This is a genomic window from Streptomyces sp. 4F14 (assembly GCF_048159485.1).
Lineage (GTDB): Bacteria > Actinomycetota > Actinomycetes > Streptomycetales > Streptomycetaceae > Streptomyces.
The window spans coordinates 41,714-60,515 of the sequence record NZ_JBLRVY010000043.1; the positions used below are offsets into that span (position 1 = coordinate 41,714).

The window sequence follows — 18,802 nt, forward strand, 5'->3', positions numbered from 1 at the left end:
GGTCACTGCTCCTGGGTGCGCTGGGTCGGGGGGAAGTCGGCGGTGTCCGTGGGCTGCACGGCGAGCGAGCGGTCCGGGTTCAGCCGGACGACGATGTGGCGGCGCCAGGTGTCGTCGTCGCGGTCGGCGTGGTCCTCGCGCCAGTGGCAGCCGCGGGTCTCCTCGCGCAGGAGCGCGGCGGCGACCAGGACGCGGGCGACGGACAGGAGGTTGGTGGCCTCCCAGGTGTCGACGCCGGGCTCGGCGGTCTTGCCGTTCTCGTCGAGGGCGCCGCGCGCGTGCGCGTGGAGCGCGTCGAGCCGGTCGGCGGCCTGCTGGAGGGAGGCGGCGGAGCGCAGGACGCCCGCGCCCTCGCTCATGATCCGCTGGACGGTGAACCGCTCCTCGGGGGCGAGGAGGGGGTGGTCGGGGGTCCGCGGGGTGTCGACGGGGGCGGGCACGCGCGCGGGGAGGCCGGTTTCGGTGATGCCCTCGGCGATGTCGGCGGCGATCCGCTCCGCGTAGACCAGGCCCTCCAGGAGGGAGTTGGAGGCGAGCCGGTTGGCGCCGTGGACGCCGGTGCAGGCGACCTCCCCGCACGCGTACAGGCCCGGTACGGTCGTGCGGCCCCGGGGGTCGGTGCGCACGCCCCCGGAGGCGTAGTGGGCGGCCGGGGCGACCGGGACGGGCTCGTGGACGGGGTCGATGCCGTGGGCGCGGCAGGCGGCGAGGATCGTCGGGAAGCGGTGCTCCCACATGTCGGCGCCGAAGTGCCGGGCGTCGAGGTACATGTGCTCGGTACCCTGCTCCAGCATGCGCCGCATGATGCCCTTGGCGACGATGTCCCGGGGCGCCAGCTCGCCCAGTTCGTGCTGGCCCGCCATGAAGCGCACGCCGTCCGCGTCGACCAGGTGGGCGCCCTCTCCGCGCACCGCCTCGGAGACGAGGGGCTGCTGTCCCTCCGCGTCGGCGCCGAGGAACAGCACAGTCGGGTGGAACTGCACGAACTCCAGGTCGCTGACCTCCGCGCCCGCGCGCAGGGCGAGCGCGACACCGTCGCCGGTCGACACGGACGGGTTGGTCGTCGCGGCGAACACCTGGCCCATGCCGCCGGTCGCGAGGACCACGGCGGGCGCGTGGACGGCGCCCACGCCGTCGTGCTGGCCCTCGCCCATCACGTGCAGGGTGACACCCGCCGTCCGGCCGTCGGCATCCGTCAGGAGGTCCAGGACGAGCGCGTTCTCGACGGTGCGCAGCCCCCGCGCGCGGACGGCCTCGACGAGCGCGCGGGAGATCTCCGCGCCGGTCGCGTCCCCGCCCGCGTGCGCGATGCGGCGCCGGTGGTGGCCGCCCTCGCGGGTGAGTTCAAGGTCGCCCTCGGCGGACTCGTCGAAGTGCGCGCCGGTCGCGATGAGCCGCCGTACGGCGTCGGGGCCCTCGGTGACGAGGGTCCGCACGGCCTCCTCGTCGCACAGGCCAACGCCGGCGACGAGGGTGTCGTCGAGGTGCTGCTCGGGGGTGTCGCCCTCACCGAGGGCCGCCGCTATGCCGCCCTGGGCCCAGCGGGTGGAGCCGTCGTCGAGGCGGGCCTTGGTGACGACGACCGTGTTCAGGCCGGCGGCCTCGCAGCGCAGGGCGGCGGTCAGGCCGGCGACGCCGGAGCCGACGACCACGACGTCGGCCGTGATCGCCCAGCCCGGCGCGGGTGCGTGGAGGCGGGGGCGGGGCTCGTCGGCGGCGGGCGGGCGTATGCCTGTGCTGGTCACGAGGCGGCTCCGAAGGTCAGCGGGAGGTTGTCGATCAGCCGGGTCGTCCCCACCCGGGCGGCGACGGCGAGGACGGCCTCGCCGGTGAAATCGTCCCCGATCTCCGTGAAGTCGGCGGGGTCGACGAGCGCGAGGTAGTCCAGGGCGAGCGGCGGGTCGAGGCGGGCGGCCTCGTCGAGCACCGTGCGCGCGGCCGAGCGGATGCCCGCCGCGCCCCCGGCGGACTGGGCGACGGCGTGCGTGTCGGCGGCCGCGCGGGACTCGCCGATCGCGCTGAGCGCCTGCGCGCGTGCCTGGGTGGCGGGCACCTCTCGCGCGCGGGCGCGCAGGGCCTCCTGCGCGGCGTGCCGGTCGCGGCCCGCGAACAGCGCGCGCGAGAGGGCGAGCGCGGTGCGGCGCTCCGGGGGCGAGAGGTAGCGGTTACGGCTGGAGAGGGCGAGGCCGTCGTCCTCACGGACCGTCGGGACGGCGACGATCTCCACGCCGAAGTTCAGGTCGCCCACCATGCGGCGGATCAGGGCGAGCTGCTGGGCGTCCTTCTGGCCGAACAGGGCGACGTCGGGGCGCGTCAGGTGCAGGAGCTTCGCTACGACCGTCAGCATGCCGTCGAAGTGCCCCGGGCGGACGGCCCCTTCGAGGCGCTCGCCCATGGGGCCCGCGCTGATGCGCACCTGGGGTTCGCCGCCCGGGTAGACCTCGTCGGCGAAGGGCGCGAACACGGCGTCCGCGCCGGCCTCCTCGGCGATCTTCAGGTCGGCGTCGAGGGTGCGCGGGTAGCGGTCGAGGTCCTCGCCCTTGCCGAACTGGAGAGGGTTGACGAAGACGGTGACGACGACGTCGCCGTCCGGGCCGGCGATCTCGCGCGCGGCGCGGACCAGGGTGGCGTGGCCGTCGTGGAGGGCGCCCATGGTCATGACGACGGCGCGGGTGCGGGCGGGCGGAGCGGCGTCATCCCTTTGCGAAGTGGCGTCATCCTTATCAGGGATGAGGTCAGAACGACCGGTGCCGACGGCAGAGCGGCCCGTAGGCGCGAGGGCTTCGAGTTCGGCGGCGGTGCGCAGCAGGGCGATGCTCATCGGGCGTCTCCTTCGGTGCCGGGCGTGCCGGGAGCGCCGCCTGCCAGCACCCCGAGAAGTTCCTGTGCCAGCTCCGGTTTCAGCAGGCCGTGCGCGAGCGCGCGGTCGGCGGTCGCGCGGGCCATCGCGAGGTAGCCGGCGACGGTCTGGGGCGCGTGCTTGCGCAGTTCCCCGACGTGCGCGGCGACCGTGCCCGCGTCCCCGCGCGCGACCGGCCCGGTGAGAGCGGCGTCGCCGGAGCGCAGCGCGTTGTCCAGGGCGGCGCCCAGGAGGGGGCCGAGCATCCGGTCGGGTGCCTCGACGCCCGCCGCGCGCAGCAGCTCCAGGGACTGGGCGACGAGGGTGACGAGGTGGTTGGCGCCCAGCGCGAGGGCGGCGTGGTAGAGCGGGCGGTTCTCCTCGGCGATCCACTCGGGTTCGCCGCCCATCTCGATGACGAGGGCCTCGGCGGCGAGGCGCAGTTCGTCGGGGGCGGTGACGCCGAAGGAGCAGCCGGCGAGGCGCTGTACGTCGACCGGTGAGCCGGTGAACGTCATCGCCGGGTGCAGGGCGAGCGGGAGGGCGCCCGCGCGCAGGGCGGGGTCCAGTACGCGCGTGCCGTAGCGGCCGGATGTGTGCACGAGGAGCTGACCGGGACGGATCGCGCCGGTGTCGGCGAGGCCCTGCACGAGGGCGGGCAGCGCGTCGTCCGGGACGGTCAGCAGGACCAGGTCGGCGCGGCCCAGGACGTCTTCGGGGGTCGTCAGGGGCACGTCGGGCAGCATGAGGGCCGCGCGCCTGCGGGAGGCGTCGGAGACACCGGAGACGGCCACCGGGCGGTGTCCGGCGAGCTGGAGGGACGCGGCGAGGGCGGGGCCCACCCGGCCGGCGCCGACGACGCCGACGGTGAGCCGCGCGGGGCGGTCCCTGGGGTCTGGCTGGTGGACTGTACTCACTCGACGGCGGCCTTCCCGTTCCAGTCCGCATCTGGGTACCGGACGATTTCTCGTCATGTTAACGCGATCTGTTCCCGCGCGGCCGGTTGTCCACAGGCTGTGGGTATTGCGGATGCCCGCACACCCCGGGGGGAGGCATGATCCGGGCATGACCACCACCCCGGGCCCGCAGGCCGACGAGTCCCCCGAAGAACGGCTGCGCGAGCGGCGCATGACGGCCCAGCGCGAGGCCGCGCGCATCCTCACCCGCCCGCCCTACCGCGCCTCCCTGCGCGAGCGCATGGCGCATCTCCAGGCGTCGGCCGAGGGGTACGACCTCGACGAGCGCACGGACGTGTACGGCAACGGCGTCGTGGCGGCCCTGGAGGAGCGGGTCGCCGGGCTGCTGGGCATGGCGGCCGCCGCGTTCTTCCCGACCGGCACGATGGCCCAGCAGGTCGCCCTGCGGTGCTGGGCGGGGCGTACCGGCGTGCGCGCGGTGGCGGTGCATCCGCTGGCGCACCTGGAGGTGCACGAGCGGGACGCGCTCAGCCAGGTCGCCGGGCTGCGGCCGGTGCACCTGACGGACGAACCGCGGCTGCCGACGCCGCAGGAGGTGCGCGAGGCGGAGGAGCCCTTCGGGGCGCTCGCCCTGGAGCTGCCGCTGCGGGAAGCCGGTTTCGTGCTGCCCACGTGGGAGGAGCTGACGGCGACGGTGGCCGCCGCGCGCGAGCGCGACGCGGTGGTGCACTTCGACGGCGCGCGCCTGTGGGAGTCGACCACCCATTTCGGCCGTCCGCTGGCGGAGATCGCCGGCCTCGCGGACAGCGTCTACGTGTCCCTGTACAAGTCCCTGGACGGTCTGAGCGGCGCCGTCCTCGCGGGCCCCGAGTCGCTGGTCGCGGAGGCCAGGGCGTGGCGCCACCGCTACGGCGGCACGCTCTTCCACCAGTTCCCGGCGGCCCTCACCGCGCTGGCGGGCCTGGACGAGGAGCTGCCCCGGCTGCCGGAGTACGTCGCCCACGCGCGCGTGGTGGCCGCCTCCCTCCAGGAGGGGTTCACGGAGGCGGGCGTCCCGTGGTCCCGCGTGCACCCGCGGGTGCCGCACACCCACGAGTTCCAGTTCTGGCTGCCGTACGACGCGGACACGCTCGCGGAGGCGGCGGTGCTCCAGTCCGAGGAGACCGGCACGTTCCTGTTCTGCTCCCCCTGGGAGGAGCGGGGGCCCGGGGTGTCGTACACGGAGGTGTCGGTGCGGGCGGCCGGGCTGGAGTGGGGCGTGCAGGACGTGAAGGACGCGGTCGCCCAGTTCGTGGCGCGGCTGCCGCGCGGGGCCGCCGATTGACGGCCCTCGTCAATCGGCGGGGGCGTTGTCGGTGGTGGGGTGCACCATGGGCGCATGAGCGTGAGCATCGACTTCGCCGGGGTCCGGCCCGAGCAGGTGGCCTTCGTCCCGTCGCCGCTGGCCGAGCTGGGCATGGCGCTGCACGCGCTGTCGGAGCCGGGGCACCATCCGGCGATCCAGGGGTGGACGGGGAGCGTCCTCGCGGGGCTCGATCCGCATCTGGCCGACCGGCTGTGCGAGGCGGACTTCCTGTGGCGGACGGTGTTCTCGGACCTGTTCCTGGCGTGCGCGGGCGTGCCGGGCGCGCTGCCCGGGGAGACGCTCGCCGAGGACCTGGCGCTGCTGGACAAGCTGCCGGACGACCAGTTCGTGGACGCGGCGCTGGAGTTCGCGTGCCCGGCGTGCGACTGCCCGGCGCCGGGGGTGCTCGCGGACCCCGTGCTGCGGGGGCGGGTCCTGGACCTCGCCGCCTCGCGCGGGCCCCGGCAGCTGGCGTTCGCGCGGCGGCTGCTCGACGACCCGCCGGGCGTGCGCGCGTGGCTGCGGCGCTTCCTGGAGGACTGCGACAAGGCGTTCTTCGCGGAGACCTGGGAGCGGCTGAGCCACCAGCTCGCGGCCGACGCCCGGCACAAGACGCAGATCCTGCACCGGCGCGGGCCCGCAGAGGCGTTCGCCGCGGTCTCCCCCGCCGTCCGGCTCGACGAGGCGCGCGGGCGCATCGTCGTCGACAAGCTCGTCGAGAGCCGTACGTCCGCGCGGGATGCCGGTCTGCTGCTGATCCCGACGAGCCTGGGCCGCCCGCACCTGAACGTCCTGCACCGCGAGGGCTGGCGCCCCCTGCTGCACTACCCCGCCCACTCCCCGGCGCCCGACGCGGTCCCCTCGGTGGAACTGCTCACCCTGCGGATGAACGCGCTCTCCCACCCCGTGCGCATGCAGTTGTGCCGCAACCTCGCGCGCAGCGCGTACACGACGACCGAGCTCGCCCGGATCCACACCATGTCCGCGCCGGAGATCTCCCGCCATCTCGCCGCCCTCAAGAAGGCCGGCCTGATCACGACCCGCCGCCGCGGCCGCTACGTCCTGCACCAGCTGGACGTCGCCCTGGTGGCCCGGCTGGGCAGCGACTTCCTGGAGGGCATCCTGCGGTGAGGCCGCGGCGTCAGCCGTGCCCCCCGCCCGCGCGCACGAGGCCCGTCTCGTAGGCGAGGACGACGACCTGGACGCGGTCGCGCAGGCCCAGCTTGGTCAGGATGCGCCCGACGTGCGTCTTGACGGTCGCCTCGGACAGGACCAGCCGGGCGGCGATCTCCCCGTTGGACAGGCCCTGGGCGACGAGGATCATCACCTCGCGCTCGCGCTCCGTGAGGCGTTCCAGCTCCTTGTGCTCGGGCGCCCGCCCGGAGCTGGGCAGCATCGGCGCGAACCGGTCGAGGAGGCGGCGCGTCGTGGAGGGGGCGACGACCGCGTCACCGCTGTGCACGGAGCGGATCGCGGCGAGCAGCTCGCCCGGGGGCACGTCCTTGAGCATGAACCCGGAGGCGCCCGCCTTCAGCCCGGAGAACGCGTACTCGTCGAGGTCGAACGTCGTCAGGATGAGCACCTTCGGCGCGTCGGGCTCCTCGCAGATGCGCCGGGTCGCCTCCACGCCGTCCAGCTTGGGCATCCGGACGTCCATGAGGACGACGTCGACCTCCGTGGACCGCACCACCTGGAGCGCCTCGACCCCGTCGCCCGCCTCCGCGACGACCTCCATGTCCGGCTGGGCGGCGAGCACCATCCGGAACCCGGTGCGCAGCAGCACCTGGTCGTCGACGAGCATCACGCGGATCGTCATCGGGGCCTCTTCCGTTTCCATGATTTCCGGGGTTCGTGACAGGTGTCAGCAGGCGGCGTACGGGGAAGTCAGTGCGCCGGTTTGAGCGGGAGCAGCACGCTGATGCGGAAGCCTCCCCCGGGGCGCGGACCGGCGTCCAGGGTCCCGCCGACCATACCGACGCGCTCGCGCATGCCGATCAGTCCGTGGCCCTGTCCGTCGGCGCCGCCCTCCTCGTACAGCTCGTGCGGGGCGCCCTGGCCGTCGTCCTCGACGAGCAGGCCGAGGCCGTCGTCGAAGTAGACCAGCCGCACGCTGGCGCCCGCGTTGGGGCCGCCGTGCTTGCGGGTGTTGGTCAGCGCCTCCTGGACGATGCGGTACGCGGTCAGCTCGACGCCGCTCGGCAGGGGGCGCGCGGTCCCCTCGACCTTGAAGTCGACGGGCAGCCCGGAACCGCGGCACTGCTGGACGAGGTCCTCGATCTGCTCGACGTCGGGCTGCGGGACGTACTCGCCGCCCTCGCGGTGCTCCCCGGTGCGCAGGACGCCCAGCAGGCGGCGCATCTCCGCGAGCGCCTGCCGGCCGGTCGACGAGATGGTCTCCAGGGCCTTCTTCGCCTGGTCGGGGGCGGCGTCCAGGACGTACGCGGCGCCGTCGGCCTGGACGACCATCACGGACACGTTGTGCGCCACCACGTCATGCAGCTCGCGTGCGATACGCGCGCGCTCGGCGGCGACGGCGACCTTGGCCTGTGCCTCGCGCTCGCGCTCCAGGCGGGCGGCGCGCTCCTCCAGCTGCGCGAGGTACGCGCGCCGGGTGCGCATCGAGTCGCCGAGCACCCAGGCGAGCAGGAACGGGACGGTCAGGAAGACGACGGTGACGACGTTGCCGCCCGCGCTCGAATCGTCCGGCCAGCGCAGTTGCGCCGCCGTCGCCGCGCACACGCCCATGCCGAGGGCCAGCCACGACGCCCAGCGGGAGCCGACCGCAGCGACCGTGTAGACGATCATCAGCATCGCGAAGTCCGCCGCGTTGACGCCCACGCCCAGTACGAGCTGCGCGCAGCCCGCGGCCGCCGCGAGCACCAGCATGGCTTCCGGCAGCCGCCTGCGCAGCGCCACCACCAGGGACAGCGCGGCGACCGTCGGCACCACCACCGACAGGGAGTTCGTCCGCCCGGCCTCGTGCTGAGCCGTCTCCATGGCGAAGGCGAACCCGAAGAGGACCACGGCCCAGAAGCCGTCCACCCCGGTCGGGTGCCTGCGGAGGAAGTCGTAGAGGCGCTGCACGTAACCCAGCGTAGGGATGCGTGATGCCCCTGTGGGTCAACCGGAGGACCGATCCGTATAGCGCGCGCGTACTCCGCAAGGTGGAGGGAGTGATCACCTGTGCGCCTAGTCTGGGCGGGTGGCCGGGGAGGTGAGCGCCGTGGAGACGGCCTCGTGGGACGGGTGGCGGGTGGCCGCCGAGAGGGCCCTGTACGGCCCTGAGGGCTTCTACCGGCGCCCCGAGGGCCCCGCCGGTCACTTCCGGACGTCCGTGCACGCCTCGGCGCTCTACGCCCGCTGCGTGGCCGCGCTGCTGTGCCGGGTGGACGAGGCGCTCGGCCGGCCCCGGACGCTGGACTTCGTGGACGTGGGCGCAGGCCGGGGCGAACTCGTGACGGGGGTGCTGGCGGCCCTGCCGTACGACGTCGCCTCGCGCACCCGCGCCTGGGCCGTCGAACTGGCCGGACCGCCCCCCGAAGCGGACGCGGACGGGCGGGTCACCTGGACCACCGAGACGCCGCACGGCGTGCGCGGGCTCCTGTTCGCCAACGAGTGGCTGGACAACGTGCCGCTGGACGTCGTCGAGACGGACGCCGACGGGGTCCCCCGGGGCGTCCTCGTCGCCCCCGACGGCACCGAACGCCTCGGCCCCCCGGTGTCCGGCGCGGACGCCGCGTGGCTGGCGCGCTGGTGGCCCCTGGACGCCGTAGAGGGGCTGCGGGCGGAGATCGGCCTCCCCCGGGACCGGGCCTGGGCCTCGGCGGTCTCCCGGGTCGAGCGGGGGCTCGCGGTGGCGGTCGACTACGCGCACGCGGCGGACTCCCGGCCGCCCTTCGGGACGCTCACCGGCTTCCGCGCGGGACGCGAGGTCGTCCCGGTGCCGGACGGGACCTGTGACATCACCGCGCATGTCGCGCTGGACGCGTGCGCGGGCGCGGTGTCCGCACCGGCGGCCCTGCACACCCAGCGCGCCGCCCTGCGCGCCCTGGGAGTCAGCGGCGCACGGCCGCCCCTCGCACTGGCGTCCACCGACCCGCGCGCGTACGTGCGGGCGCTCGCGGCCGGCGGGGAGGCCGCCGAACTCACCGCGCGCGGGGGCCTGGGCGACTTCGGCTGGCTGGTGCACCCGGCCGGGATCCCGGACCCGCTCGCCCTGTAGGGGCCCTACTTGTCGATGTCCCCCACCACGAAGAACATCGACCCCAGGATCGCCACCATGTCCGCGACCAGCGTCCCCGGCAGCAGTTCGGTGAGCGCCTGGATGTTGTTGTACGACGCGGAGCGCAGCTTCAGCCGGTACGGGGTCTTCTCGCCCTTGCTGACGAGGTAGTAGCCGTTGATGCCGAGGGGGTTCTCGGTCCAGGCGTAGGTGTGGCCCTCGGGGGCCTTGAGGACCTTCGGGAGGCGCTGGTTGACCGGGCCGGGCGGAAGGTCGGCGACCCGGTCGAGGCAGGCGTCCGCGAGGGCGAGGGCGTTGTGGGTCTGTTCCAGGAGGGATTCGAAGCGGGCGAGGCAGTCGCCCTCCTGCCGGGTGACGACCCTCAGGACGTCCTGGAGATCCCCGTACGCGAGGTAGGGCTCGTCGCGGCGCAGGTCGAGGTCGACGCCCGACGCGCGCGCGATGGGCCCGCTCACGCCGTACGCGTGCACCGCGTCGGCCGACAGGACGCCGACCCCGCGCGTGCGGCCCCGGAAGATCTCGTTGCCGAGGACCAGGTCGTCGAAGACGTCCATCCGGGAGCGCACGGCGGCGACGGCCGCCCGCGCGCGGGAGGTCCAGCCGGCGGGGAGGTCCTCCTTGAGGCCGCCGACCCGGTTGAACATGTAGTGCATGCGCCCGCCGGAGACCTCCTCCATGACGTTCTGGAGGACCTCGCGCTCCCGGAACGCGTAGAACACCGGTGTGATCCCGCCGAGTTCCAGCGGATACGAGCCGAGGAACATCAGGTGGTTGAGGACCCGGTTCAGCTCCGCGAGGAGCGTGCGCGTCCACACCGCGCGCGCGGGGACCTCCATGCCGAGCATGCGCTCCACCGCGAGGACGACGCCCAGCTCGTTGGAGAACGCCGACAGCCAGTCGTGCCGGTTCGCCAGCATGATGATCTGCCGGTAGTCACGGGCCTCGAAGAGCTTCTCCGCGCCCCGGTGCATGTACCCGATGACGGGCTCCGCGTGGACGATGCGCTCGCCGTCCAGCACGAGCCGCAGCCGCAGCACACCGTGCGTGGAGGGGTGCTGCGGGCCGATGTTCAGCACCATGTCGGTGCTCTCCGCCGCCCCGCCGATCCCGACCGTGGTCTCCGTCGTAGGAGTCATGGTTCCAGTCTCCCCTACGTACGCTGACCGTATGGAGACGGGGAGCGCGGGGAGCGTTGGGGCGGAGCCGGTGTGGACCGGGCTGCCGCCGGGACTGCTGCGGATGCGGCGGCTGCTGCTGGTCGTGTGGCTGGGGATCGCCACGATCGCCCTGGGGGTGTGCCTGGGGCTGTTCGTCGCCCCCGCGTGGGCGCTGTTCGCGGTCCTGCCGGTGGCGGCCGCCGTGTGGGGCTGGGGGCTGCTGGGCCGCAACTGGCGGTCCTGGCGGTACGCCGAGCGCGCGGACGACCTGCTGATCAGCCGGGGCGTGCTGTGGCGTGAGGAGACCGTCGTGCCGTACGGGCGGATGCAGCTCGTGGAGGTCACCTCGGGGCCCGTGGAGCGGTACTTCGGGCTGGCCAGCGTGCAGCTGCACACGGCCGCCGCCGCGACCGACGCGACCATCCCGGGGCTCGACCCGGCGGAGGCCGAGCGGCTGCGCGACCGGCTCACCGAGCTGGGCGAGGCCCGATCGGCGGGGCTGTGACGACGCCGGGCGCACAGGACGCCGTACGCCTGGAGAAGGCCGCCGAGCCGGGGCAGCCGGTCGTGGAGCACCGGCTGCATCCCGTGACGCCGCTGCGGCGCGCGTGGGCGCCGGTCGCCGTTCTCGCGGGGTGGGCGGTGCACGACCCGAACCAGGCACAGGAGCAGCTCACCCGGCTGACCTCGACGACCCTGCTGATCGCGATCGGCGTCGTCGTGCCGGCGTCCGCGCTGTACGGGTTCCTGAGCTGGTGGTTCACGCACTTCTCGGTCACCGACACCGAACTGCGCATCCGTACGGGGCTGGTGTTCCGGCGTACCGCGCACATCCGGCTGGAGCGGGTGCAGGCGATCGACGTCTCGCAGCCGCTCCTCGCGCGCGTGGCGGGCGTCGCGAAGCTGCGGCTCGACGTCATAGGGACCGACGACAAGGACGAGCTGGCGTTCCTCGGGGAGCGGCAGGCGCGGGAACTGCGGGCCGAGCTGCTCGCGCGGGCGGCCGGTTTCGCGCCCGAGACCGCGCACCAGGTGGGGGAGGCGCCCACGCGCGAGCTGCTGCGGGTGCCGCCGCGCAGCCTCGCGCTCGCGCGCCTGCTGTCGGGCGGTACGTGGGCCGCGCTGCTCGGGGCGGCCGTGCTGGTGCCGCTGCTGTGGACGGCCACGAACTGGTGGACCGCGCTCGTCGCCGGTCTGCCGATGCTGGGCGCGGCGGGCGCGGGGACGGTGGGACGGTTCGTCACGGAGTACGACTGGACGGTGGGCGAGTCGCCCGACGGGCTGCGGCTCGACCACGGGCTGCTCGACCGGTCCCACGAGACGGTGCCGCCGGGGCGCGTGCAGACCGTGCGCGTCGTGGAGCCGCTGCTGTGGCGCCGGCTCGGGTGGGTACGGGTGGAGCTGGACGTCGCCGGCTCGGAGAACTCGCTGCTCGTGCCGGTCGCTCCGCGGGCCGACGCGGAGGCCGTCATCGCGCGCGTGCTGCCCGGCGTGAGCGTCCCCGCCGCCCTTTCCCGGCCCCCGAAGCGGGCCGGCCGTATCGCGCCGTGGTGGTGGCGCGGCTACGGCATCGCCGTCACCGACCAGGTCTTCGCCTCCCGCCACGGCCTCCTCCGCCGCCACCTCGCCCTCGTCCCGCACGCCAAGGTCCAGAGCGTACGGCTCACGCAAGGGCCCTGGGGGCGGCTGTGGCGGCTCGCGAGCGTCCATGTGGACACGGGGGCCGACAAGACCGTCCCGGCCCGTCTGAGGGACGCTGACGAGGCCGCCGCCCTCCTCGCCGCCCAGTCGGCCCGCTCCCGCACGGGCCGCCGCGACGCGCCGCCGGACCGCTGGATGGCGTGAAGGGCGGCACGTCGCGGCGGAACGATTCGGGGGCTGTACGGCCGTGGGGTTCACGGCCGTACAGCCCCCGTCGTGCTCCGGCGGCGTCAGTACGCCGCGCTGCGCAGGCCCTGGAGGTCGAGCTGTTCGGTCTCGTCGTGGGACGTGAGGTCGATGACCTGGCCGACGCCCCGGGACGACGCGTCGGCGGGCTTGAACTCCGCCTCGGACTCGGCCTTGTGGAGGGCGAGGGCCTCCTGGCCCACGACGTCGGCGAGGTCCTCGTTCTGGACCGCTTCGAGGGCGCCGGGCTCGGTGTCCTGCTTCGTGCCGAAGAAGTCGAACCCGCCCTCGATCGCGGAGCGCCGTACGGGCTCGGCGGCCGGGACGACGGCGACGGCGGTCGGGACCGCGAAGTGTCCGGCGGCCCGCTGCACGGGGGCGGCGGGGCGGGGGACGATCGCGCCGGAGCCGGCGGTCTGCCGCAGGATGCCCGTCGCGTGCGCGGGTTCCAGGGCGTGGGCGGGTTCGAGGGAGTCGGCGGGCTGCTGCGGGGTCTCGGCGGCGACCGCGTGCGCCTGCGCGTCGGCCGCCTCGGGCTTCCCCTCGCCCTCGTCCTCCGTCGCGGGCGTGCCGCCTTCGGGGCCGTCCCCCTCGGGCGAGCCGCCGTCCGGCGAGGCGTCGCTCTTCGCCGGCTCGCGCGATGCGGACGGCACGTCGGCCGTACGGCTCTTCGGGGAGCCCTTCTCGGGGGAACCCGCCTCGACGGCAGCCTTCTTGGCGGCGCCCGCCTTGACGGCTTCCGGCTTCTCCAGGCTGCTGAGCGCCTGGGCGGCCCGCAGGAACAGCTTGGAGCCCTCGGGCGAGAACAGCCCCGGGAGCGACGCCTCGACGGGGGCCTCGGCGGACACCTCGGCCTCGGTGCCGGCCGTCTCGGTCTCGGCGGGGGATTCCGGCGTGGCGGCCGTCTCCAGCTCCAGCCGCCGACGGCCCTCCAGCGCGCTGGCCCGCTCGGTCTCCGCGGTCGCGTACCGCCGCAGCAGCGCGGCGTGTTCGTTGCGCAGCCCCGCCAGCTCGGTCCGCTTCGCGCGCAGGCGCTGTTCGAGCTTGCCGCGCAGCTCGCGGGACTCCTCCAGGTCGGTCTCCAGCTCGGCGACCCGCTCCTCGTACCGCCACTCGTCGCTCACCCGCGCGCGCGAGAGGTCGGCGACCGTCTTGCCGGCCTGCGCGTCCCAGCGGCGCAGGACGGCCGCGCCGACGATCGCGACCGCGGCGGCGAACGCGGCTATCACGCGCAGTACGCCCGTATCCGAGAACAACCAGGGCCCGAACGCGCAGACGAGGGAGACGCCTGCGATCGCCGACGGGGGCAGCAGCCTGTGCAAAGGCGGTGAATGGCGGTGACGTCCACGTGGCATGGCCAGAAACTTACCGCGCGTAGGGGAGCGTTGGCGCCCCGCCCCGTAAAAACACAGCCATCCCGAAACCTTCGCAGGGCGGGGAAAAGGAATTCCGGCCGGAGCGGTCCGAGCGACGGGCAAAAACCAAGATCATTTCTGGTCGGAGTGCGTCACCGGGGCCTCTTCGCCCCTCCCGCGTGGGCCGATGGCCCTCCCGCGCGCGGGGTTCACGCTTGCGGAAGGCGCTCACTGACCCACTGAAGGGTGGCCGGAATCTCTCGCCGCCATGTGTTGAAGTTGTGTCCGCCGCTGTCGAGGATGATCGACGAGATGCGCGTACGGTTCGTCGCCTTCACCAGATCGATGAACTTCAGAGTCGACTTGTAGTTCGTCTCGCCCTCCTTGCTGCTGGTGACGAGCAGTGAAGTGTCCGGCGCGGGACGGTGTTTGAGGAACCATCTCAGATCCGCCTCGTTCTTCAGCGTCTCGTTCCCCTGGAACAGGTCGCCCGTGGTGGGGTCGATCGGCGCCTTGTAGTACGGCGAGAGGCCCGCGCCCGCGCCGAACACCCCGGGGTGGTGCATCGCGAGCTTCAAGGCGCAGTACCCGCCCGTGGAGTCCCCGATCACGCCCCACTTCTTCGCGACCCGGTAGTGCGAGCCGATCGCGACGGGCAGGTCCTTCGCGAAGAACGACTCCGTCTGGGGCCCGCGTGGGACGTCGACGCACTCCGTGTCGCGCGGGGGCGCCACCGTGGGCCGCAGCATCACCAGGATCATCGGCTGCATCTTCCCGTCCCTGGCGAGGTCCCGCGCGGTGCGCGGGAAGTCCAGCTTGTCGACGAGCGCCTGCGCCGTACCCGGGTACCCCGTGAGGACGATCGACGCCGGGAACGCGCGCGTACGGTGCTGCGGCTGGAAGTACTCCGGCGGCAGGTACACGTACGCGGGCGACGCGATGTGCGTCGTACGGCCGACTATGGAGACCTTCTGTATCTGCCCGCGCGCCTGTGGGCTTCCCCCGGGGCCCTCCACGCGCTGTTCGTCGAGGACCTTGAGGGCGCTCGCGGCTCCGCCGGCGGCGGCGTGGTCGACGACCACGCCCTGGCCGTTCTCCTGGCCGAAGAGGTCCGCCCAGCTGGCGTAGAAGCCGAACGCCTGGTTGGCCGCGAGGCCCACCGCCGCGAACAGTGCCACCTGGGTGGCGAGCAGCAGGCCGACACGCCCGGCGACCGGCGCGACACCGCGCCGCGCCAGTCGTGGCCACAGCCAGACCGTGCCGATGAACAGCAGTGCGGCGCATGTGATCGCCAGCACCAGCACCTTGTTGCTCGTGAGACCCATAGGGCGTTCCTGCCTGCGCTTTCCTCGACGGGCGCCCGCGCTTGCGCACTTCCTTCGCGAGGGCTTGTCCCGGTCTTTCCCTGACCTTTGGAGCCGCTTTGGGGATGTGAGTGAACCTCTCTCCCCGAGACACCGTCCTAGAGGGCGCAATGTCGCCGGTTCGGCCAATCACGGCACCGGGATCAAGGTCACTCGCGGAACTACGGGATGCGATGTCTGTCAGGGAAGATGGGGAAATGTCGGGCGGGGTTCCGATCCGATCGAGTCGTGTACGGCGCGTGCTGCGCGGTCCGCGCCCCGAGTCCGTGCCGGTTCTCGTCGGCAGAGCGTGTGCCGTCGTAGGACTTCTGGACGTCGCCGCGGGTGTGTTCCCGCGGTTCCGCCACAGCCGTATGCACACCCTCGCGGAGGTGCTGCCGGGGTCCTTCGGCCCGTTCGCGGCGGCCCTCTCGCTCAGCGCGGGCATCCTGCTCCTGCTGCTCGCGCACGGCCTGAAGCGCGGCAAGCGGCGGGCGTGGCGGGCGGCGGTGGCGCTGCTCCCGGCGGGGGCGGCGGCGCAGTTCACGTACCGGCACTCCCCCGTGGGTGTGATCATCTCGGTCGCGCTCCTGGTGGCGCTGATCGTCTACCGCGACCAGTTCGACGCGCTGCCGGATCCGCGCAGCCGCTGGCGGGCGCTGGCCAACTTCATCCTCATGGGCGCGGGCTCCCTGGCTCTGGGCATGGTCATCGTCAGCGTCCACTCCGAGCGGATGGTCGGCGACCCGAGCGTGGCCGACCGGCTGACGCACGTGGTGTACGGCCTGTTCGGCTTCGAGGGCCCCGTGGACTACGCCGGCAACACCTCCTGGACCGTCGCGTTCTCCCTGGGCGCGCTGGGCTGGGTCACCGCGCTCACCACGATCTACCTCGCCTTCCGCCCCGAGCACCCGGCAGCCCAGCTCACCGAGGAGGACGAGACGAAGCTGCGCGCGCTGCTGGACAAGCACGGCCGCCGCGACTCCCTGGGCCACTTCGCGCTGCGCCGCGACAAGGCCGTCGTCTTCTCCCCCAGCGGCAAGGCCGCCGTCACCTACCGCGTCGTCTCCGGCGTCATGCTCGCCAGCGGCGACCCCATCGGCGACGTCGAAGCCTGGCCCGGCGCCATCGAACGCTTCATGGACGAGGCCAAGGCCCACTCCTGGACCCCCGCCGTCATGGGCTGCTCCGAGACCGGCGGCGAGGTGTGGACCCGCGAGACCGGCCTCGACGCCCTCGAACTCGGCGACGAGGCGGTGGTCGACGTCGCGGATTTCTCCCTCGCCGGCCGCGCGATGCGCAACGTCCGCCAGATGGTCAAACGCATCGAACGCGCCGGCTACGAGACCCGCGTCCGACGCATCCGTGACCTCAGCACCCCCGAACTCGACCGCATCCGCCGCGCCGCCGACGACTGGCGCGGCACCAGCACCGAACGCGGCTTCTCCATGGCCCTCGGACGCATCGGCGACCCCGCCGACGGCGACTGCCTCATCGCCACCGCCCACAAGGCCGACGACCCCACCGACGCCTACGGCGACCTCAAAGCCATCCTCCACTTCGTCCCCTGGGGCCAGGACGGAGCCTCCCTCGACCTCATGCGGCGCGACCGCTCCGCCGACCCCGGCATGAACGAACTCCTCATCGTCGCCGCCCTCCAGGCCGCCCCCAAATTCGGCATCACCCGCGTCTCCCTGAACTTCGCCATGTTCCGCTCTGCGCTCGCGCGCGGGGAGAAGATCGGCGCCGGACCCGTCCTGCGCGCCTGGCGCGGACTGCTCGTCTTCCTCTCCCGCTGGTTCCAGATCGAGTCCCTCTACAAGTTCAACGCCAAGTTCCAGCCCCGCTGGGAACCCCGCTTCGTCGTCTACCGCAACTCCGCCGACCTCCCCCGCATCGGCATCGCCGCCATGCAGGCCGAAGGCTTCGTCGACCTCGCCATCCCCCTCCCCCGCTTCCTGCGCCGCACCCCCACACCCGCCCGCCCCTGCACACACGTGTCGGAGCGGGACGTGCGGGCCGCGTAGGACGACGCGACGGAACGGTACCGACGCTACGGGGGCGTCACGACGATACGGTTTCGTCGCGACGCCCCCGTTTCGCGTTACGACGAGACGGTGCCGTCGCGACGCAGCCGTACCGTCGATACGACGAAACAGGTACGTCCCGACGCCCCCGCCCCCACCCCGACCGACACCCCCCTCTCCCCCCGGGGCCTACGCTGAACGCATGAGCAACCAACGCGGGCGCGTCACCGGCCTCCCCGAATGGGACCGATGCGCGGTGATGGGGGTCGTGAACGTCACCCCGGACTCCTTCTCCGACGGCGGCCGCTGGTTCGACACGACGGCCGGCGTGAAGCGCGGCCTGGACCTGGTCGCCGAGGGCGCGGACCTGGTGGACGTCGGCGGCGAGTCGACGCGCCCCGGCGCGCGCAGGGTGGACGAGGACGAGGAGCTGCGCCGGGTGGTGCCGGTGGTGCGGGGGCTGGCCTCCGAGGGCGTCGTGGTCTCCGTGGACACGATGCGCGCGTCGGTCGCCGAGAAGGCGCTCGCCGCGGGCGCGGCCCTGGTGAACGACGTGAGCGGCGGCCTCGCCGACCCGGCGATGATCCCGGTGCTCGCGGCGTCCGGCGCCCCCTTCGTCGTCATGCACTGGCGCGGTTTCCTGGAGGGCGCGACGATCCACGGGGAGTACGAGGACGTGGTGGCGGAGGTCATGGACGAACTGCACGCGCGCGTGGAGGCCGTCCTCGCGGGCGGCGTCGCGCCGGACCGGATCGTCGTCGACCCGGGCCTCGGCTTCTCGAAGGAGGCCGGCCACGACCTGACGCTCCTGGCCCACCTGGACCGCCTGCACGCCCTCGGCCATCCCCTGCTGGTCGCCGCCTCCCGCAAGCGTTTCCTGGGCCGCGTCCTGGCCGGCCCCGAGGGCGCCCCGCCCCCCGCGCGCGAGCGCGACGCGGCGACGGCGGCGGTCTCCGCGCTGGCCGCGCAGGCGGGCGCGTGGGCGGTGCGCGTCCACGAGGTGAGGGCCACCGCGGACGCCGTACGCGTCGCGCGCGCCGTCGAGGGTGCCCGCAGCGGACACACGGAAGGAGACCGGTGAGCGCTCCTCACACCGACGTCGAGCAGGTCGAGGCCGCCAACACGGCGTTCTACGAGGCGCTGGAGCGCGGCGACTTCGAGGGGGTGTCGGCGCTGTGGCTGACCCCGTCCGACCTGGGGGTCGACGAGGAGTACCACGACCCCGCGGATGCCGGGGTGGTGTCCTGCGTGCACCCGGGGTGGCCGGTGCTGACCGGCCGGGGCGAGGTGCTGCGGTCGTACGCGCTGATCATGGCGAACACGGACTACATCCAGTTCTTCCTGACCGACGTGCACGTGTCGGTGACCGGGGACACGGCCCTGGTGACGTGCTCGGAGAACATCCTCTCCGGCGGTCCCGCACCGGCCGCCGGGGAGGAGCTGGGCCCGCTGGTGGGGCAGGTCGTCGTCGCGACGAACGTGTTCCGCCGCACTCCGGACGGCTGGAAGCTCTGGTCCCACCACGCCTCCCCGGTGCTCGCGGAGAACGACGACCCGGCCGATGAGGACGACGAGCCGGCGTCCTGACCGGGATCCGCCCCCGCACGCCCCCCACAGGGAGCAAGAAGTGGTTGGAATCACGAACCCGTGGGTAGGGGCGGCTACCGACCCGTCAGCGGCCGGGTCCGC

Annotated in this window: 16 protein-coding genes; 8 read left to right on the forward strand and 8 right to left on the reverse strand. The window is 73.7% G+C overall.

Annotated elements, in window-relative coordinates; all coding sequences use genetic code 11:
* Window positions 1-2: 2 nt before the first annotated feature.
* Genes ACLZOT_RS45615 through ACLZOT_RS45625 form a run of 3 tightly spaced genes read right to left on the reverse strand, consistent with a single transcriptional unit; the run spans window position 3 to window position 3,756 of the window.
* The gene (locus ACLZOT_RS45615; protein ID WP_416975171.1) at window positions 3-1,745 is read right to left on the reverse strand and encodes an L-aspartate oxidase; all 1,743 of its coding nucleotides are present in this window, start codon (window positions 1,743-1,745) and stop codon (window positions 3-5) included.
* On the reverse strand, window positions 1,742-2,821 hold the full coding sequence (gene panC / locus ACLZOT_RS45620; protein ID WP_416975172.1) for a pantoate--beta-alanine ligase: 1,080 nt from the start codon (window positions 2,819-2,821) through the stop codon (window positions 1,742-1,744). Before panC ends, ACLZOT_RS45615 begins: the two co-directional genes overlap by 4 nt.
* Window positions 2,818-3,756 (reverse strand): Rossmann-like and DUF2520 domain-containing protein, encoded by a 939-nt coding sequence (locus ACLZOT_RS45625; protein ID WP_416975173.1) that lies wholly within the window; start codon window positions 3,754-3,756, stop codon window positions 2,818-2,820. Before ACLZOT_RS45625 ends, panC begins: the two co-directional genes overlap by 4 nt.
* 148 nt (window positions 3,757-3,904) lie before the next feature.
* On the opposite strand from ACLZOT_RS45625, the gene ACLZOT_RS45630 reads away from it, so the two are divergent.
* Together ACLZOT_RS45630 and ACLZOT_RS45635 are read left to right on the forward strand one after the other, a co-directional pair.
* Window positions 3,905-5,080 carry a threonine aldolase family protein gene (locus ACLZOT_RS45630; RefSeq protein ID WP_416975174.1) on the forward strand — a complete coding sequence of 392 codons (1,176 nt, stop codon included), beginning with the start codon at window positions 3,905-3,907 and terminating at the stop codon, window positions 5,078-5,080.
* Window positions 5,081-5,134: 54 nt separating this feature from the next.
* A complete protein-coding gene (locus tag ACLZOT_RS45635; protein ID WP_416975175.1) occupies window positions 5,135-6,232 on the forward strand; it encodes a DUF5937 family protein in 1,098 nt (365 codons plus the stop codon).
* A 10-nt stretch (window positions 6,233-6,242) separates the two neighbouring features.
* Here the strand turns inward: ACLZOT_RS45635 and ACLZOT_RS45640 are convergent, their stop codons facing one another.
* Window positions 6,243-6,917 (reverse strand): response regulator, encoded by a 675-nt coding sequence (locus tag ACLZOT_RS45640; protein WP_416975176.1) that lies wholly within the window; start codon window positions 6,915-6,917, stop codon window positions 6,243-6,245.
* Window positions 6,918-6,985: 68 nt separating this feature from the next.
* On the reverse strand, window positions 6,986-8,185 hold the full coding sequence (locus ACLZOT_RS45645) for a sensor histidine kinase (RefSeq protein WP_416975177.1): 1,200 nt from the start codon (window positions 8,183-8,185) through the stop codon (window positions 6,986-6,988).
* Window positions 8,186-8,303: 118 nt separating this feature from the next.
* On the opposite strand from ACLZOT_RS45645, the gene ACLZOT_RS45650 reads away from it, so the two are divergent.
* Entirely contained in the window at window positions 8,304-9,323 is a 1,020-nt protein-coding gene (locus ACLZOT_RS45650; RefSeq protein ID WP_416975178.1) for an SAM-dependent methyltransferase, read from the forward strand.
* 5 nt (window positions 9,324-9,328) lie between these two features.
* Here the strand turns inward: ACLZOT_RS45650 and ACLZOT_RS45655 are convergent, their stop codons facing one another.
* Window positions 9,329-10,480, reverse strand: a complete 1,152-nt coding sequence (locus ACLZOT_RS45655; protein WP_416975179.1) for an NADH-quinone oxidoreductase subunit D — start codon at window positions 10,478-10,480, stop codon at window positions 9,329-9,331.
* Between the two features lie 31 nt (window positions 10,481-10,511).
* Here ACLZOT_RS45655 and ACLZOT_RS45660 point away from each other — a divergent pair, with 31 nt between their 5' ends.
* Window positions 10,512-11,006: a PH domain-containing protein gene (locus tag ACLZOT_RS45660; RefSeq protein WP_416975180.1), complete on the forward strand. Its 495-nt coding sequence runs from the start codon at window positions 10,512-10,514 to the stop codon at window positions 11,004-11,006.
* On the forward strand, window positions 11,003-12,346 hold the full coding sequence (locus ACLZOT_RS45665) for a PH domain-containing protein (protein ID WP_416975181.1): 1,344 nt from the start codon (window positions 11,003-11,005) through the stop codon (window positions 12,344-12,346). Before ACLZOT_RS45660 ends, ACLZOT_RS45665 begins: the two co-directional genes overlap by 4 nt.
* 86 nt (window positions 12,347-12,432) lie before the next feature.
* Here the strand turns inward: ACLZOT_RS45665 and ACLZOT_RS45670 are convergent, their stop codons facing one another.
* Together ACLZOT_RS45670 and ACLZOT_RS45675 are read right to left on the reverse strand one after the other, a co-directional pair.
* Entirely contained in the window at window positions 12,433-13,743 is a 1,311-nt protein-coding gene (locus ACLZOT_RS45670; protein WP_416975182.1) for a hypothetical protein, read from the reverse strand.
* A gap of 209 nt (window positions 13,744-13,952) precedes the next feature.
* Entirely contained in the window at window positions 13,953-15,068 is a 1,116-nt protein-coding gene (locus tag ACLZOT_RS45675) for an alpha/beta hydrolase (protein ID WP_416975183.1), read from the reverse strand.
* Between the two features lie 236 nt (window positions 15,069-15,304).
* On the opposite strand from ACLZOT_RS45675, the gene ACLZOT_RS45680 reads away from it, so the two are divergent.
* From ACLZOT_RS45680 to ACLZOT_RS45690, 3 genes are all read left to right on the forward strand, one after another.
* On the forward strand, window positions 15,305-17,113 hold the full coding sequence (locus tag ACLZOT_RS45680; protein ID WP_416975184.1) for a phosphatidylglycerol lysyltransferase domain-containing protein: 1,809 nt from the start codon (window positions 15,305-15,307) through the stop codon (window positions 17,111-17,113).
* A gap of 202 nt (window positions 17,114-17,315) precedes the next feature.
* Window positions 17,316-18,194, forward strand: a complete 879-nt coding sequence (folP, locus tag ACLZOT_RS45685) for a dihydropteroate synthase (protein ID WP_416975185.1) — start codon at window positions 17,316-17,318, stop codon at window positions 18,192-18,194.
* Window positions 18,191-18,700 carry a nuclear transport factor 2 family protein gene (locus ACLZOT_RS45690; protein WP_416975186.1) on the forward strand — a complete coding sequence of 170 codons (510 nt, stop codon included), beginning with the start codon at window positions 18,191-18,193 and terminating at the stop codon, window positions 18,698-18,700. Before folP ends, ACLZOT_RS45690 begins: the two co-directional genes overlap by 4 nt.
* The last annotated feature ends 102 nt before the right edge of the window (window positions 18,701-18,802 follow it).